Raw genomic sequence first — 16,747 nt, 5'->3', positions numbered from 1 at the left:
GCTTCTCGGAGAAAGATTATTTCAGAGCCTTATAGCGCATTCGCTTGGGTTTGGCACCTTCTTCTCCCAGGCGCTTCTTCTTGTCAGCCTCGTACTCCTGGTAGTTGCCGTCAAAGAAGGTCCACTGGCTGTCGCCCTCGCAGGCCAGGATGTGGGTAGCAATGCGGTCCAGGAACCAGCGGTCGTGGCTGATGACCATGATGGTGCCGGCAAATTCCAGCAGCGCGTCTTCCAGGGCGCGCAGGGTTTCCACGTCCAGGTCATTCGACGGCTCATCGAGCATCAGCACATTGCCGCCGGCAATCAAGGTCTTGGCAAGGTGCAAACGTCCACGCTCACCGCCCGAGAGCATGCCGACCTTCTTCTGCTGGTCGCCGCCGTTGAAGTTGAAGCGGCCGCAATACGCGCGGCTGGCCATCTGGAACTTGCCCACGTTGAGGATGTCCAAGCCGCCGGAGACGTCTTCCCACACGGTCTTGTTGTTGGCCAGGTCGTCACGGTGCTGGTCGACAAAGGCCATCTTCACGGTGGAGCCGATCTTCACGGTGCCACTGTCAGGCTGCTCCTTGCCGGCAATCATCTTGAACAGCGTGGACTTGCCGGCACCATTCGGCCCGATGATGCCGACGATGGCACCCGCCGGGATCTTGAAGCTGAGGTTGTCGATCAGCACGCGGTCGCCGAAGGACTTGGTCACGCCGGTGAACTCAATGACTTCATGGCCCAGGCGGTCGGCCACGGGGATGAAGATTTCATTGGTTTCGTTGCGCTTCTGGTATTCAAAGTCGCTCAGCTCCTCAAAGCGGGCCAGACGCGCCTTGCTCTTGGCCTGGCGTGCCTTGGGGTTCTGGCGCGACCATTCCAGCTCTTTCTTCAAGGCCTTGGCGCGCGACTCTTCGCCCTTTTGCTCGGCCTCCAGGCGGCTTTGCTTCTGGCTCAGCCAGTCAGAGTAGTTGCCCTTGTAGGGTATGCCGGAGCCACGGTCCATTTCCAGAATCCACTCGGCCGCGTTGTCCAGGAAGTAGCGGTCGTGGGTGATGGCCACCACGGTGCCGGGGTAGCGCTGCAGGAACTGCTCCAGCCAGTCCACCGACTCGGCGTCCAGGTGGTTGGTGGGCTCGTCGAGCAGCAGCATGTCGGGCTTGGAGAGCAAGAGGCGGCACAACGCCACGCGGCGCTTTTCACCACCGGAGAGCACGCCGATGTTGGCGTCCCACGGGGGCAGGCGCAGGGCGTCGGCGGCAATTTCAAGCTGGTGCTCGGAGTCGGTGCCAGCGGTGGCGATGATGGCCTCCAACTCAGCTTGCTCGGCGGCCAGGGCGTCGAAGTCGGCGTTTTCATCGCCGTAGGCGGTGTACACCTCTTCCAGACGGGCCTTGGCGGTGAACACTTTGCCCATGCCGGCTTCCACGCTCTCACGCACGGTTTGGGTGGGGTCGAGCTGGGGCTCCTGGGGCAGGTAGCCGATGTTCAGGCCCGCCATGGGGATGGCTTCGCCCTCGATTTCCTTGTCCAAGCCGGCCATGATTTTCAGCAGGGTGGACTTGCCGGAGCCGTTGGTGCCCAGCACACCGATCTTGGCGCCGGGGAAGAAGGACAGCGTGATGTCTTTAAGAATGTGACGCTTGGGCGGCACGATCTTGCCGAGCCGGTTCATGGAAAAGACGTATTGGGCCATTGCGGTGCGAATTATTTGGGAGAGGTAAAGCCAGCATTATCGACTGCGCACGCCCGCCACTGGCGGGAAACACGCTATTTACGTGCTTTGGGCTTGGGTGCCAGCAAGTCGTTGTGCAGAGCGGTTTGTGCCACTGCATCGAGGGCGTTGTCCATCACCCGGCCGTCGGACACGGTACGTATCAGCCGGGACTTCTTGAGCCGGTCTATGGTCTTGCGCGACATGGAGTGCGCCATGCCGCTACTGGATATGAACATGAAGAGCGTGCGCTGCGGGCTGGCCCAGGTGAGCTGGGCGCGCACCCAGTTACCGCCCAGGGCCAGGTCCACCCACGTCCCGGTGTTCAGCGTGTCCACGCTCCAGATGGCCTGGTCGGCCGACTCCGGGCGCGGCTGCGGCAAGGGCGTTGCCAAACCCAGCTCCTCATCCAGGAAACCGGACTCGGCAGCCTCTTCGTCAGCAATCCAAAAGCCACCGGTCGCATTGACGGGCGTTGCGGGTGTGGCAGGTGCAGGCACCACGGGCTCGGGTGCCGTGGGTTTGGGGGTGTCAAAGACCTGCTCATGGAAGGCGATCAGCGCGTCAAAAAAGACGTCCATGCGTTTGGCTGGATAGGAAATCAACTCCAACCCCCGGCGCATCCGGACCAGCATCTCGGGCACCATTTGCACCAAGCGTGGCCGGTTGCGACGGGTCAGGCGCAGCTGCACGCTCCAGATCAGATCTTCCACCAGGGCCTTGTAGCCACCCGGATCGTCCGTGCCATCGGCGAAGTTGAGCTGGGCCTGCGCCACCACCTGGGCCCAGGGGCCGCGCAAAAAACCGACCACCATGTCAGGCACCTTCAGTCCCTGCAGACGCTCGCCAAACTCCTGGCTCAGGCTCTGGGCCAGCAGATTGCGCTGTTCGGCATGCAGCAGACCACGCGCCGCCAGGGCCGCACGCTCGTGCTGATCGGCCTCATCCTTGCCCCAGGCCTGATCCAGACCGTGCAGCACCTTGCCAAAGGCCGCCGCGTCACCCGTTCCAGCCAAGAGCTGCCTGACCGCACCGTCAAAGGACTCCTGGAAGGCGGTGTAGCCCGGCGCCTCGGTGGAAGAAAAAGCCAGGCTGCGGTGCGTCATGCGGTCCAGAAACAGGCGCGCCGGGTGCTGGCGTTCACTGAACAGGCGACCATCCTGCTGCGACAGCTTCACCAGTACGGGCTCCAAAGCTTTGAGACTGGCGCGCACGGGCTCCAGCAGGCGGGAATCCTGCATCAAATTGTCCAGCATCAGCAGCACCACTTCCCGCCCCAATTGCACACCCAGCTTCTTGCGTTGCGCCGGCTCGTCTTCCTGCGCCAGCATGTCCACCACGGGCGCAGGTTCGGCCAGTTTGAGCATGGCAGCTACCGTCTTGCTGGCCCGGTCGGAGAGCCGCTTCATCATGGGCTCCACCAACTTCATGTCTTGCAAGGCTTCAAACGAGGCCGGCACAGTGTGCGAAAAATCCATGCGCCCATCGGGGGAGGGATTCGGGTCGAGCTCACCCGAGAGCAGCCGGCGCAACTTGTCCAGGGTCAGCATGCTGCGCACCACCGTGCTTTGGGACGCGTTGTCCGGATTCCACAGGCCGGTGCTGGCATGGGCAGCCATGTGCACCGGCTCCACGCCCTGGGAGCGCAGCCACTCGCTGACCTCGCGGTACAACTGGTGCAAGCCCACGCCCAACAGGCCCGAGGCGCGGTGCATTACCAGGGCACGTGCTGCGCGCTCCGGCACAAACTCTTCCAGCGCCTCACGCAAGGCATGCACGAAGGCGTCTGGCTTGAGCGGATTGAGGTGCGCCAGCACCGAAGACCAGCCCAGCAGGTGGCTGACCATGGCGTTGAGTGTGGGCAGCACATCCTGCACCGCCAACTGCACCGCCTGCTGGCTTTGGGCGAACTCGATATTGGCGTCGATCTGGTCGGAATCCAGAAACTGGAAATCTTCAAACCGTATGAGCTGGCGCGCCGCATGCCGGCTGGACTGTCCACCAAACACGTAGGTGCGCAAATGGGCCGCAAAACTGGCCTTGAGGGCAGGAGCCTGCTCGCCCAATTCCTTGAGGGTGTCGCGCAACAAGACCTCATCGGCCGTCGGCTTTTTCTCGCCCTGGGACAGCAGCAAGGGCTTGAGTCCCTCCAGCACACCATCCATCAGGATGGGGCTTTGCTCCAGCACCGCATCCAGACAGGCCTGCAGATTGGGCTGGTAGTGCCCCGGGTCATCTGCCACTCCCAAGCGGCGCAACATGAATTTGCTCATTGTGAAACCATTTTGTCAGCAGGCTGCCACGCTGGCTAGCGAATCGGCGCATGCTTTCACAAAAAATTACACAAGATCACGGCCTCTGCAACGGACTTGCGGCAACCCGGGCGCCTGCGCGTGCACAACGTGCGACAATACCTGCATTGCGGCGAATCAGTTGCCCGCAATGCCAGCATCTTGGCTGGGGGACCCAACCACACATTGCGTCCCATCTTTTGAATCCATCTGCCTTTGACTGACCACCTGCACCGCAGGTGGAACGGCCGGTACCCCGGCGTCCCGGAAGGGCGCATATATCCAATGAACTTTGAAGAACTGAATCTGGCCCCGGCCATCCTGAAGGCCGTGCGCGAAGAGGGCTACGAGACCCCCACCGCCATCCAGTCCCAGGCCATCCCCCTGGTGATGCTGGGCCACGACCTGCTGGGCGGCGCCCAGACCGGCACCGGCAAGACGGCAGCCTTCACCCTGCCCATGCTGCACCGCCTCTCCATGAGCCGCAGCGCGCAGAACAAATTCGGCGGCACCGGCATCCGTGCCCTGGTGCTGACCCCCACCCGCGAACTCGCAGCCCAGGTGGAAGAGTCCATCCGCACCTACGGCAAGTACCTGCAACTCAGCAGCACCGTGATCTTTGGCGGTGTGGGCATGAACCCGCAAATCTCCAAGCTCAAAAAGGGCGTGGACATTCTGGTAGCCACACCCGGGCGTCTCTTGGACCTGCAACAGCAAGGCATGCTGGACCTGGGCCAGGTGCAGATGCTGGTGCTGGATGAGGCCGACCGCATGCTGGACATGGGCTTTATTCACGACGTGAAGAAAGTGCTGGCGCTTGTCCCCAAGGACAAGCAAAGCCTGTTGTTCTCGGCCACCTTCAGCGACGAAATCCGCGAGCTGGCCAACAACCTGCTCAAGAACCCGCAAAGCGTGCAGGTCACCCCGCGCAACACCACGGTGCAGCGCATCACCCAGGTGATCCACCCGGTAGGCCGCGGCAAGAAGAAGGCCCTGCTGGCCCACATCATCAACGAGAACAACTGGAGCCAGGTGCTGGTGTTCACCCGCACCAAGTTCGGCGCCAACAACGTGGCCGAGTTCCTGGAAAAGAACGGCATCTCCGCCATGGCCCTGCACGGCAACAAGAGCCAGGCTGCCCGCACGCAAGCGCTGGCCGGCTTCAAGAGCGGCGATGTGCGCGCGCTGGTGGCCACCGACATTGCCGCCCGCGGCATTGACATCGACGACCTGCCGCACGTGGTGAACTACGAAATCCCGAATGTGAGCGAAGACTATGTCCACCGCATCGGCCGCACCGGCCGCGCTGGTGCCGACGGCGCCGCGGTCAACCTGGTGTGCCTGGACGAAGAAGGCTTCATGCAGGACATCGAGCGCTTCACCAAGCAAAACATCGAAGTCAAGATCGTGGAAGGCTTCGGCCCCGAGCCAGGTGAAAAGGGTGAGCCCATTGCCATGGGCCGCCAGACCATCTGGGGTGGTGCCGGCAAGCCGCCCAGCCGTGATGTGATGCAAGCTGCCGCAAAAGCTGCGCGCACCGAGATGCTGACCCGTGTGCGGGAAAACAAGGCAGGCGCTGGTGGTGGCGGTGGCCGTGGTGGCAATGGTGGCGGTAATGGTGGTGGTGGCCAAGGCCGCGGCCGCAGTGGTGGACCCGGTGCCGGCAACGGCGCCCCGCGCGGTGAGCGCAATGACCGCAGCGGCGAATTCCAGCCCCCGCGTCCCCAAGGCGCCCGTCCCCCGCAGGGCCAGGGCCGTGGCCGCCCCATGGGTAATGGTGGCAATGGCATGCCGCAACAGCCCGCAGGTTTTGCCAACGAGCCACGCGAACCGCGCCCCCCGGCCGGCCAGCCTGACCCCATGCGCACCAGCGTGGACATGATGGCCGAGCGCGGCGCCCGCCGCAACTACGGTGGCGGCAACCGCAATGGTGGCGGTGGCGGCTATGGTGGCGGTGGCCGCAGCGGTGGTGGTGGTGGCGGCGGTGGTGGCTACGGCGGCGCCAATGGCCCGAGCAACGGCCCCCGTGGCCCGCGTGGTTCGGGCGGTGGTGGATCCAGCCGGTAATTTCACACCAGAAATTGGTATTTCGGTGAGAATCGCGCGCTGAAACGCGCGTCACGCGCGCGATGCAAAAGGGAGCGTGATATGAACTACCTGACTGTGCTGTTGGTGGCGCTCGGTGCCGCCGCACTGTTTTTGTTTTTCCGGCCAGGCAAGCGCAATGCGCCTCGAACACGCACTGCGCCTGCCGGTGTCAAACCCGCACAAACATCCTTGCGCAGGGCGTCGGCAGCAATCAGCGCCCCAATGGCAGCCAAACCATCGGTGGCACACCCTGTCATACGCGCAGCCAACCCCCACATCGCGTCCATGCTGAGAGGCTTTGTGCCGACCCGCGGCGCAGACCTTCCGGCCCAGGACGCGCAGGACATAGGGGCACTGCTCAGCCGCATTCCACGACCGCCCAGCGCGCTGCACAAACTGGTGTCGCCCCAGTACCTGGCACAGGCCAATGCCAGTGAACTCAGTGACATGGTGATTGCAGAACCGCAAATTGCAGCCAAGGTGCTGGTGGCGGTGAATTCCTCACTGTATGGACTGCAATCTCCGTTGAGCAGCATTGGCCATGCGGTCACCTTTCTGGGCACCAACACCGTGCGCAGTATCTGTCTGCAATACCTGCTGGACGAATCCTTCCGCTCGGATGACCCGGAGGTCAAAAGAATTTTCACGGGGCTCTGGAACGCCAGCGCCTTCGCCAGCGAACTGTGTTTCAGGCTCGCGCAACACCTGAAACTCCCGGAGCCAGGGACCCTGGTTACGCACGTCGTGCTGTCGTTTCTGGGCCAGGTTGCAAGCCACTCCTTGCTGCCCCGCCCTGTGGCGAAGGCCATGTTGGCCAAGGGCATGCTGGAACGCAGCCGCATTGAGCAAAACGAATTGGGTCTGTGCGCGGCAGAGATCGGCAGCCTGCTGATGCAGCAATGGGAACTGCCTGCCGTCATCATCGAACGCGTCAGGGCAATAGACAGCGTGCTGCTGACACCGTGCGGACCGACCGTCGAGGACCACAGAACGGCCAAAGCGTTTTGCTACCTGTGCGCCCGCCTGGGTGAAAAACTGGCGCGTGGCGAGGTGAAAGATCTGGGCGCTTACCAACTCGACCAGGAACAGGGCCCGGAGTTCTATTACCTGCAAACCTATCTGCAACTGCCCGACCTGGCGGGCCTCAACGATTTGCTGCGCCTGCGCGAGGTGGTGGCACCTATCAACGCCATGGTGTACGCCATGCAGCAGCGGGGCTAGCCGCGTACAAACAGGGTCTGCAGCGGATCGGGGCCGACCTGGCGGCTCCAGTGGCCGTGCACCGTCGGGTCAAACACGGCGCCTTCGGGCAGCACATCGGCGGAGTAGAAATGCTCGCCCGGCTTGAAGATGCGCGACACCCCGCCCTGAATGCCAATCTCCATCTGCCCACTCAGGATGAACACCCATTGCGGCGCGCCCGTGCAATGGAAGGTGCTGCGAAAACCCACCGGGCTGTAGCGCAGCTGAAAGCCACCAGAGGCAAACACCTCGGACAACATGGACTGCGGATTGCCCTGGGGCAGCGGGATGGCTTCTTCGCGAAAGCGGGCTTGGCCATCGGTATCGGTAAACAGGACGACTTGGGTGAAGGTGTGCATGGCGGACTCGCTGAAAAAGGGCTGCAGGCGGGACCGCCATTCTGCAACAGCGCACGCGTGCTTCGAACTTATGCGCCACAATCTGGTGCATGCGACTACTCCACACCATGCTGCGCGTTGGCAATCTTCAACGCTCCATCGATTTCTACACCCAGGTGCTGGGCATGCAACTGCTGCGCACCTCGGAAAACACCGAATACAAGTACACCCTGGCCTTTGTGGGCTATGAGGCCAACCCGGCCCAGTGCGAGCTCGAGCTCACCTACAACTGGGGCACCGAGAGCTACGATTTGGGCACGGCCTACGGCCACATTGCCCTGGGCGTGGAAGACGTGTATGCGGCCTGCGACAAGATCAAAGCGGCCGGCGGCAACGTGACGCGCGAGGCCGGTCCGGTCAAGGGCGGCAACACGCTGATTGCCTTCGTCACCGACCCGGACGGCTACAAGATCGAGCTGATCCAGCGCGACGCCTGAGCCGCCTATGCACCAGGAGCGGCGCGGCGCCCTGCTGGTCTTCGGATCGGCAGCCGTCTGGAGTTTTGGCGGTGCGATTGCCCGCTTTTTGGAGACCAGTGACAGCTGGGTCACGGTGTTCTGGCGCTCGGTGTTTGCGGCCGCCTTTTTGCTGGGCTTCATGCTCTACCGGGACGGCCCGGCCACCACACGCAAGCTGTTCATTGCCATGGGCCTGCCCGGCGTGGGCGTGGCGCTGTGCTTTGCCACCGCCTCCACCTGCTTTGTAGTGGCCCTGTCCTACACCACGGTGGCCAATGTGCTGCTGATGCAGGCCGGTGTGCCGCTGATTGCCGCCCTGCTGGGCTTTGTACTGTTCCGGGAGCGCGTCTCCCTGGCCACCTGGGCCGCCATTGCCACAGTGATTGCTGGCGTGGCCATCATGGTGTCGGCCTCGCTGGGCGGCGCCGTATCCCCCATCGGTGACGGCCTGGCCCTGCTGGTGGCCGTGGTGTTTGCCTGTGCCACGGTGATCACCCGTCGGCACTCGGATGTGGCCATGATGCCGGCAGTCTGCCTGGGCACGCTGATTGCCGCTGGCGTCTCGGGCGGCCTGGTGGGCCACTTTGCCGTAAGCGGCGCCGACCTGGGTTTGCTGTTCCTGTTTGGCGCGGCCAACCTGGGCCTGGGCATGGCCCTGTTTGTCACCGGCGCGCGCCTGCTGCCCGCGGCGCTGGCGGCGCTGATTGGCACGGCCGAACCCGTGCTGGGGCCTATCTGGGTCTGGCTGATACACGGCGAGCTGCCCGGTGCGCGCACGCTCTTGGGTGGCTCGGTGGTGTTTCTGGCGCTGCTGGCGCACCTGGCCTGGCAGTTCCACCAGCAAGGGCGCGCGGCCGACAACACGTTGCCGCCAGGCGCGGCGTAAGTCCTACTTGGCAATGTCAGCCGATGGCTGTTTGTTCCAGGTGACGCAAACGATGTTTGAAGTTGCGCACCACTGGGATCGGGACACGCAGTGGCAGTTGATGGGGGCCGCGCTTGCGGTCATGAGAACGCCACGCTGGCGTTCAACTTCAGGCTGGAAGCGGGTCTTCAAATGCGTGCGCTATTTGGCAAATGAAGGTCTCGTACCTGCGGGTGGGTGCGCAGGAGAGGCAAGGGCGAACACCGACCGTACAAACGGCGCGCACTGTCCTGAATCGCTGGTTCTCACGGGGGGCGCGCGGCCAGGGGGTATGCCGGGCGCCGATTTGCGGTACCCCGCCATGAGGTGCCCGGCATACCCCCTGGCCGCGCAGCGAGTGAAAAAGCCTCACTCCCGCTGGCTATACGACGGCACGCCATGGCCCCAATCGGGAGCGCCACCTCATTTGCCGGGCTTCGGCTTGCGCTGCCTAGTCGGTGCTGGTGAATGCAAGCGTCTAGCCTGCGGAAGGTTCGCGCGATCAGCAGCAGCGGTTGGCGTGGTGCTCAGGCGCTCAGGCGCTTAAGCGCTCTTGCGCAGCGCGTGCGTGGCCTGGGCCAGTTCGGTCACACGGGCCCAGTTGCCGGAGGCCACGGCGTCGGCCGGCACCAGCCAGGAGCCGCCTACACACACCACATTGGGCAGGGCCAGGAACTCGGGTGCGTTTTGCAGCGTCACGCCGCCGGTGGGGCAGAACTGCACATCAAAGAAGGGGCCGCTCCAGGCTTTCAGCATGGCGGGCCCGCCGGCCTGCATGGCGGGGAAGAATTTGAGTTGGGTGAAGCCGTCTTCCTGCGCCATCATGATTTCGCTGCCGGTGGCCACGCCGGGCAACAGGGCCAGGCCGACATCGCGGCAGGCCTGGCCAACGGCGCTGGTGTAGCCGGGGCTGACCGCAAAGCGCGAACCGGCATTGGCTGCGGCCACGGCATCGGCCCGTGAGCGCACGGTGCCGGCACCGACCACGGCCTCGGGCACTTCGCGGGCAATCGCTTCAATGCAGGCCAGGGCCTGCGGCGTGCGCAGCGTGACTTCGAGCATGCGGATACCACCGGCCACCAGCGCGCGGGCCATGGGCACGGCGTGGGCCACGTCGTTCAATACGATGACCGGGATCACCGGGGCGTCCCGCATCACTTGCAGGGAGGTAAAGGTTTGGGGTGTGCTCATCAAAATTCCTGTTCAAAAGTGTGTTGGAGGCTGCTTACAACCAAGTGCAAGCGCCCTGCTCTGCCGCCAGCGCGTTGCGCCGCATATTGGCAAACAGCTCGCGTCCCATGCCCACGCCGTTGGCGGCGCGCAAGGCCTCGGGCATGGTGGCCAGAGGCCGTGCGGCCCACTCGGTAGCATCCACCAGCACCTGCAGGGTCTCGGCATTGGCGTCCAGCCGGATCACGTCGCCATCGCGCACACGGGCCAGATCGCCACCGGCGGCCGCTTCGGGCGACACGTGGATGGCGGCCGGCACCTTGCCGGAGGCACCGCTCATGCGGCCATCGGTGACCAGCGCCACGCGGAAGCCCTTGCCCTGCAGCACGGCCAGGGGCGGGGTGAGCTTGTGCAGCTCGGGCATACCATTGGCTTGGGGCCCTTGCCAACGCACCACGCAGATTACATCGCGGTCCAGCTCACCGGCCTTGAAGGCCACATGCAGGGCGTCCTGCGAGTCAAACACGCGGCAGGGTGCTTCGATGATGTGGCGGTCATCCGGCACGGCCGAGATCTTGATCACGCTGCGGCCCAGGTTGCCCTGCAGCAGCTTCAAGCCACCGCTGGCGCTGAACGGTGCCAAGGCGGGCCGCACCACGGCCTCGTCTTTGCTGGCACCCGCGTCAGTCCATTGCAGCGAGCCGTCGGCCTGGGCTGCAGGGACGCCACAATATTCACGCAGGCCACCGCTGCGCACGGTGAGCACATCGGCGTGCATGAAGCCCGCATCCAGCAATTCGCGGATGACAAAGCCCGGGCCACCGGCGTCCTGGAACTGGTTCACATCGGCGCTGCCGTTGGGGTAGACACGGGTGAGCAGCGGCACCACATCCGACAAGGCCGAGAAATCATTCCAGTCGATGACGATGCCCGCAGCACGGGCCACGGCCACCCAGTGGATCAGGTGGTTGGTAGAGCCGCCGGTGGCCAAGAGGGCCACCATGGCATTCACAATGCAGCGCTCGTCCACCACTTTGCCGATGGGCGCAAAGCGCTTGGCTTTGGTGATGCCCAGCACCGTGCGCGCGGCTTCGCGGGTGAGTTCTTCGCGCACGCTGTTGCCGGGGTTGATGAAGGCAGTTCCTGGCACATGCAAACCCATGGCCTCGAGCAGCATCTGGTTGCTGTTGGCGGTGCCATAAAAGGTGCAGGTGCCGGGTCCGTGGTAGGCGGCGGATTCGGCGGCCAGCAGCTCTTCACGTCCGACCAAGCCCTGGGCTGCCTTCTCGCGCACCTTGGATTTATCGTTGTTGGACAGGCCAGACGTCATGGGCCCGGCCGGCACAAACACGGTGGGCAGGTGGCCAAAGTGCAGCGCGCCAATCAGCAGGCCGGGCACGATCTTGTCGCACACGCCCAGCATCAGCGCGCAGTCAAACACATCGTGGCTCAGGCCTACAGCGGTGGCCATGGCGATGGTGTCGCGGGAAAACAGGCTGAGCTCCATGCCCTCAAAGCCCTGCGTCACGCCGTCGCACATGGCGGGTACACCGCCGGCCACCTGGGCCGTGGCGCCATGCTTGCGCGCTTCGGCCTTGATCAGGTCAGGGTAGTGCTGCAGCGGCTGGTGGGCCGAGAGCAGATCGTTGTAGGCGGTGATGATGCCGATGTTGGGCGCCTTCTCGGCCACTACCTTGAACTTGTCGGCGCCGGGCAGCGCGGCAAAGGCGTGCGCCACATTGGCGCAGCCCATGCGCTCGGCGCCGGGCCTGCGCTGAGCCATGGCATCCAACAGGGCCAGGTAGGCGCTGCGGGTAGGCGCACTGCGCTCGCGGATGCGGCGGGTGACGGCGACAACTGCGGGGTGCAGGGCGGGGGAATTCTGGGGTGCGGCCATGGCGTTCTCACATTCTGGAGGAAGGTGTAACTAAATTACATGGCGAATGGTAACTTGGAAATTCCTCCTTGTGCGCATCCCCGGTAACCAGCGGGTTACAGAAGCGCCTGTGGCGTGCCTTCAGGCCTCAGCCTGCAGCAGCCGCAAGGCCTCGTCAAAGGCAAAGCCATTGATGGCCTGCTCCACCTCGGCGGCCCGGCCCAGCACGGCACGCAGGCCGGGCGCATGGTCCTGCCACAGCGACACGGCTTCCGAGTCGTCCTGTTCCAGCAGTCGCAAAAGGGTTTGCAGGACCGACTGCACCTGCGCCTGCTCCGACGGGCTCATGTGGGCGCTGACGGGCCTGGCCTCGTCCGTGTTCAACCCCGGCAGTGCGCCCAAGACCAGCATCAGATCATCCAGCGGAATCTGGGTGGAGGCGATCAGGCTGCCCAAGGCCTGCAGCTCGGTGCCGGCACGCAGTCCATACTCCAGATCGGCGGCACGCCCCTGCAAAGCCTGGGCGCCCAGGCTGGCGGCCAGCCCCTTGAGGGTATGGGCCAGGCGTTCGGCGGTGGCTGCGTCACCATGGGCCAATGACTGCCGGATCTGGTGCACGGCATCGGCCTGCGATTTGACGAACTTGCCCAGCATGGCCACGTACAAAGCCGCGTTGTGGTTGCACTGGCGCAAGCCCAACTGCACATCCAGCCCCGGCACTTGGCCCAGGGACTGCAGCAACTCGGCATGCGTCTGCCCCGGGTGTTCAGGCGCAGGCGTCGCGTTGGCGCCGTCCGCAAGCGGCAGCACCCGCGCTGCACCACGCCCCCGGGCTACGGCCAACAGTGCGCGCCACAGCTCTTCCGGATCAATGGGCTTGCTCACGAACCCATTCATGCCGGCGGCCAGACAGCGGTCCCGGTCGGCCTGCATGGCATTGGCGGTCATGGCGACGATGGGGAGGTCCTGCTGCGAATAGGTTTCGCGCAACAGGCGCGTGGCCGTGATGCCATCCATCACAGGCATCTGCATGTCCATCAGGATGATGTCGTAGGGCTGGCCATCCCAATGGCGGGCATGCACCTGGTTCACGCCGATCTGTCCGTTGTCCGCCATTTCAACCACCAGGCCCACTTCGCGCAGAAGCTCGCCCGCTACCAACTGGTTGATTTCGTTGTCTTCCACCAGCAGGATGCGCATGCCGCGCAGGGTTGCCATGGAGGCCTCCAGCGCGCTGGCGGCAGGGGACTGTGGCCCCCGCAATACTTCACGCGGTGCATGTCCCATGAGTTGCATCATGGTGTTGATGAGCACGGAGCCATTGACCGGCTTGGCCAGCACATAGCGGATGCCCAGCAGCTCGGCGCTGTTGACCAGTTCCTGGCGCCGGTGGGCGGTAACCATCAGCACCATGGGCAGGCTCTTGGGATGCATGCGGCGCAGGGCACGCACCGTCTCCAGGCCGTCCATCTCTGGCATCTGCCAGTCCATCATCACAAAGTCGAATGGCGCATTGTTGCCGTCGGCCTGGCCCAGCACCTGCAAGGCCGCCGCACCGGAGCTGACATGCTCGGCCGCAAAGCCCAGTTCCAGCAACAAATCACACAGCACCAGGGCTGCGGCATCGTTGTCATCCACCACCAGCACGCGGCAACCGTGCAGATCCACGCTGGGCCGGGTGATGATTTTCTCGGGCGAGCCAATGCCCAGGCGGGCGGTAAACCAGAAAGTGGAGCCCTGGCCCAACTGGCTCTCCACCCCCACTTGCCCACCCATGGAATACGCCAGGCTGCGGCTGATGGCCAGTCCCAGCCCGGTGCCGCCATATTGGCGCGTGGTGGAACTGTCGGCCTGCTCAAAGCTCTTGAAGAGGCGCCCCATTTGCTCGGGCGTCAGGCCAATGCCGCTGTCGCTGACCGAAAAATGCAGCAGCGCTTCGGTTTCGGTAGCGCTTTGCACCCGGATGTGCACGCACACCTCGCCGTGCTTGGCAAACTTCACGGCATTGCTGGCGTAGTTGAGCAGGATCTGCCCAATGCGCAAGGGGTCGCCCACCAGGTGCTTGGGCAAATTCGGGTCCAGGCTGCACAGCAGCTCCAGACCTTTGGCTTCGGCCTTCTCGCTCATGAGGTTGATGACGTTGTCTATTACCGACTCCAGCTCGAAGGGCACATGCTCGATTTCCAGCTTGCCGGATTCGATCTTGGAGAAGTCCAGTATGTCGTTGATGATGCGCAGCAGGCTTTCGCCGCTGTGCTTGATCTTGCTGAGGTAGTCGTGCACGCGCGGCGGCATCTGGTTTTTGAGGGCCAGCCCGGACAGGCCGATGATGGCGTTCATGGGCGTGCGGATTTCGTGGCTCATATTGGCCAGGAACTCGCCCTTGGCTTGTGATGCGGCTTCGGCCTCTTGCATGGCAGCCAGGATGGCCTCATGGGCCTGCTGCTCCAGGGTGATATCGCGCATCACGCCGCGCACAAAACAGGGCGCACCTTGCGCATCACGGATCAGCGTGCCCACTTCATGCAGCCAGATGGTCACGCCGTTGTCCATGCGTTTGAGCGGGTACCTGGCCTCGTAGTGCTCGCTCTCACCGGAGACCAGTTTTTCGAATTGGGCACTGCGCGCATCGCACATTTCCTGGCCCGCAGCTTCCAGCATGCAGCGCTTCCAGTCGGCTGCATGCGACGGGCCTTCAAACTCCGCAGGCATGCCCATGAGGCGCGCTGCCCGCTGGCTCATGCCGGGCACGGCACCATCACGGGCAATGTCCACCATCCAGGTGCCGCATTGGGCCATCTCCATCGCCTGATCCAGCACCATGTTGCTGAACTCCGTGGCTTCATGTGCCTGGCGCAAAGCCAGCAGATGCCCCTGCTGATCACGCCAGGAGCGCATGACGATGCGCACCGACATGCCGACAAACAGCACCAGCACCAGCGCCACCGACCCCACAATCCAGGCCTGCCTTCGCCATGCCGCTTGGGCAGCGTCTCCGGTGACGCCCACGTTCAGCACAAAGCCGTATTTCGGGCTGCGCGCATAGGAAAAAGTCCGGCGCAAATCATCCAGCCCAGTGGCTGCACTGACATAACTGCCCCGCAGCGCGTTTGCCGCCATGGCCTGACGCATCTGCCCGGAAATGCCCACGGTGCCGGTAGGCAGAGGGTAGGTGGCGCTGGACTCCTTGCGCCCGGCCACCAGCACCAGGTTGCGGTCGCGCAGTGACACCGTGGTGTGGGGCTCCAGCGTGGCGTCTGCGAACAGGCTCAGGAAACCACGGGTGTCCATGCGGGCATACACCACGCCCAGGAAGGCGCCGTCGCCGGTGCGCACAGCCCGCGACAACTCCCAGACCCAGGACCCGCGCAGGCTGTCAAAAACAGGGGTTGCCGTCAACGGCGTGTGGCCGGTCGCGCCGTGGTGCAGCTTGTAGAAATCGCGCTGCGAAACATCAATCAATTCGTCGGGCAGAAGAATGGGGGACGGGTATTGAACGCCCCACTCGTTGGTGGCATGGATTTCGACACCCGGCGTGCGCGCCGACCATTGGCGCAGCGGGTCGGCAAGGTCGCCGGCGCGCAACCTGCCTTGCGCCCTGCGGCGCACGATGTCGTCTGCGGCCGTCTGCAGGATAACGTCTGCAGAATCGAGCATTTGCTCTACAGACTGCTGCAGGTTTACCGCCAGGCTCTGGCTGGCCGTGACAATCTGCATTTGCGTTTGCTGGTGCATATAGCTCAGCAGTGAGACGGCCGCGCCGGCAATCAACAGAAGGCCAAGGCCCACGCCGTAAAAAAGTTGCCTGCGGCGTTGCTCAAGCGTGAATGCCGAACCCCACTGTTTTGTGACCACCTGTGCTCCCAAAGTACCCCGTTTGCCGGGGCAATTTACTTGGATTCAGATTCTTGGTCCATTACTATTTGAACGAATGGGTGTTCATTTCTACCGTCTGTGGCTGCTGCCTATACTGAAGCCATGAAATCCATTGCCGACCTCCGCAAAAGCTATGAGCGCGCCGAACTCGACGAGAGCGCCTCCAATGCCAACCCCCTGCAACAGTTTGACCAGTGGCTCACCGAAGCCATTCAAGCCGAGGTGCCCGAGCCAAACGCCATGACGCTGGCCACCGTGGGCAGCGACCTGCGGCCTTCCACGCGTGTGGTGCTGATCAAGGGCTTTGATGCGCGCGGCATCGTCTGGTACACCAACTACGAGAGCCGCAAGGGCCGCGAGCTGGCGGGCAACCCCTTTGCCGCACTGCAGTTCCATTGGGTGGAGTTGGAGCGTGTGGTGCGCATCGAAGGTGTGGTGGAGCGCGTGAGCGCCGAGGAAAGCGATGCCTATTTCCACAGCCGCCCGATGGACTCGCGCATCGGCGCTTGGGCCTCACCACAGAGCGAGGTGATTTCCGGTCGCGGCGTACTGGTGGCCAACGCCGCCAAATATGCCGCCCAGTTCCTGCTGCAACCGCCACGCCCGCCGCACTGGGGCGGGTACCGGCTCAAGCCCGACAACTGGCAGTTCTGGCAGGGCCGAAAAAGCCGTCTGCATGACCGGCTGCGCTACAGCGAGCAGGCCGATGGCGGCTGGTTGCGCGAGCGGCTGGCGCCCTGACAGAAAC

General features: G+C 63.9%; 11 protein-coding genes. 5 read left to right on the top strand and 6 right to left on the bottom strand.

Going from position 1 to position 16,747, the window contains the following annotated elements; translation table 11 throughout:
- Positions 1-16: 16 nt before the first annotated feature.
- Together ettA and DIC66_RS05595 are read right to left on the bottom strand one after the other, a co-directional pair.
- Complete coding sequence (gene ettA / locus DIC66_RS05600) at positions 17-1,678, bottom strand: energy-dependent translational throttle protein EttA (RefSeq protein ID WP_117174867.1); 1,662 nt, start codon at positions 1,676-1,678, stop codon at positions 17-19.
- Between the two features lie 74 nt (positions 1,679-1,752).
- The gene (locus tag DIC66_RS05595) at positions 1,753-3,969 is read right to left on the bottom strand and encodes a DUF1631 family protein (protein WP_117174865.1); all 2,217 of its coding nucleotides are present in this window, start codon (positions 3,967-3,969) and stop codon (positions 1,753-1,755) included.
- A 303-nt stretch (positions 3,970-4,272) separates the two neighbouring features.
- Between DIC66_RS05595 and DIC66_RS05590 the strand changes: the two genes are divergently transcribed.
- Positions 4,273-6,054, top strand: coding sequence for a DEAD/DEAH box helicase (locus DIC66_RS05590; RefSeq protein WP_117174863.1), 1,782 nt, complete (start codon positions 4,273-4,275; stop codon positions 6,052-6,054).
- An 81-nt stretch (positions 6,055-6,135) separates the two neighbouring features.
- On the top strand, positions 6,136-7,296 hold the full coding sequence (locus DIC66_RS05585) for an HDOD domain-containing protein (protein WP_117174862.1): 1,161 nt from the start codon (positions 6,136-6,138) through the stop codon (positions 7,294-7,296).
- Here DIC66_RS05585 and DIC66_RS05580 read toward each other — a convergent pair.
- Positions 7,293-7,676 (bottom strand): cupin domain-containing protein, encoded by a 384-nt coding sequence (locus DIC66_RS05580; protein WP_117174860.1) that lies wholly within the window; start codon positions 7,674-7,676, stop codon positions 7,293-7,295. The two genes, DIC66_RS05585 and DIC66_RS05580, sit on opposite strands and share 4 nt — an antisense overlap.
- Positions 7,677-7,765: 89 nt before the next feature.
- Between DIC66_RS05580 and gloA the strand changes: the two genes are divergently transcribed.
- Positions 7,766-8,152, top strand: a complete 387-nt coding sequence (gene gloA, locus DIC66_RS05575; RefSeq protein ID WP_117174858.1) for a lactoylglutathione lyase — start codon at positions 7,766-7,768, stop codon at positions 8,150-8,152.
- A gap of 7 nt (positions 8,153-8,159) precedes the next feature.
- Positions 8,160-9,059: a DMT family transporter gene (locus DIC66_RS05570; protein WP_117174856.1), complete on the top strand. Its 900-nt coding sequence runs from the start codon at positions 8,160-8,162 to the stop codon at positions 9,057-9,059.
- 561 nt (positions 9,060-9,620) lie between these two features.
- Here the strand turns inward: DIC66_RS05570 and eda are convergent.
- From eda to DIC66_RS05555, 3 genes are all read right to left on the bottom strand, one after another.
- Positions 9,621-10,268, bottom strand: coding sequence for a bifunctional 4-hydroxy-2-oxoglutarate aldolase/2-dehydro-3-deoxy-phosphogluconate aldolase (eda, locus tag DIC66_RS05565; RefSeq protein ID WP_117174854.1), 648 nt, complete (start codon positions 10,266-10,268; stop codon positions 9,621-9,623).
- Between the two features lie 34 nt (positions 10,269-10,302).
- Positions 10,303-12,144: a phosphogluconate dehydratase gene (gene edd / locus DIC66_RS05560; protein ID WP_117174852.1), complete on the bottom strand. Its 1,842-nt coding sequence runs from the start codon at positions 12,142-12,144 to the stop codon at positions 10,303-10,305.
- 120 nt (positions 12,145-12,264) lie between these two features.
- The gene (locus DIC66_RS05555) at positions 12,265-15,912 is read right to left on the bottom strand and encodes a response regulator (protein ID WP_147321245.1); all 3,648 of its coding nucleotides are present in this window, start codon (positions 15,910-15,912) and stop codon (positions 12,265-12,267) included.
- Between the two features lie 189 nt (positions 15,913-16,101).
- Here DIC66_RS05555 and pdxH point away from each other — a divergent pair, with 189 nt between their 5' ends.
- A complete protein-coding gene (gene pdxH, locus DIC66_RS05550) occupies positions 16,102-16,740 on the top strand; it encodes a pyridoxamine 5'-phosphate oxidase (protein WP_117175117.1) in 639 nt (212 codons plus the stop codon).
- The last annotated feature ends 7 nt before the right edge of the window (positions 16,741-16,747 follow it).

The organism is Rhodoferax lacus (genome assembly GCF_003415675.1).
GTDB classification, from domain to species: Bacteria; Pseudomonadota; Gammaproteobacteria; order Burkholderiales; family Burkholderiaceae_C; genus Allorhodoferax; species Allorhodoferax lacus.
The sequence above is the reverse complement of the archived record's forward strand: the minus strand, read 5'-3'. Positions and strand labels throughout refer to the sequence as shown.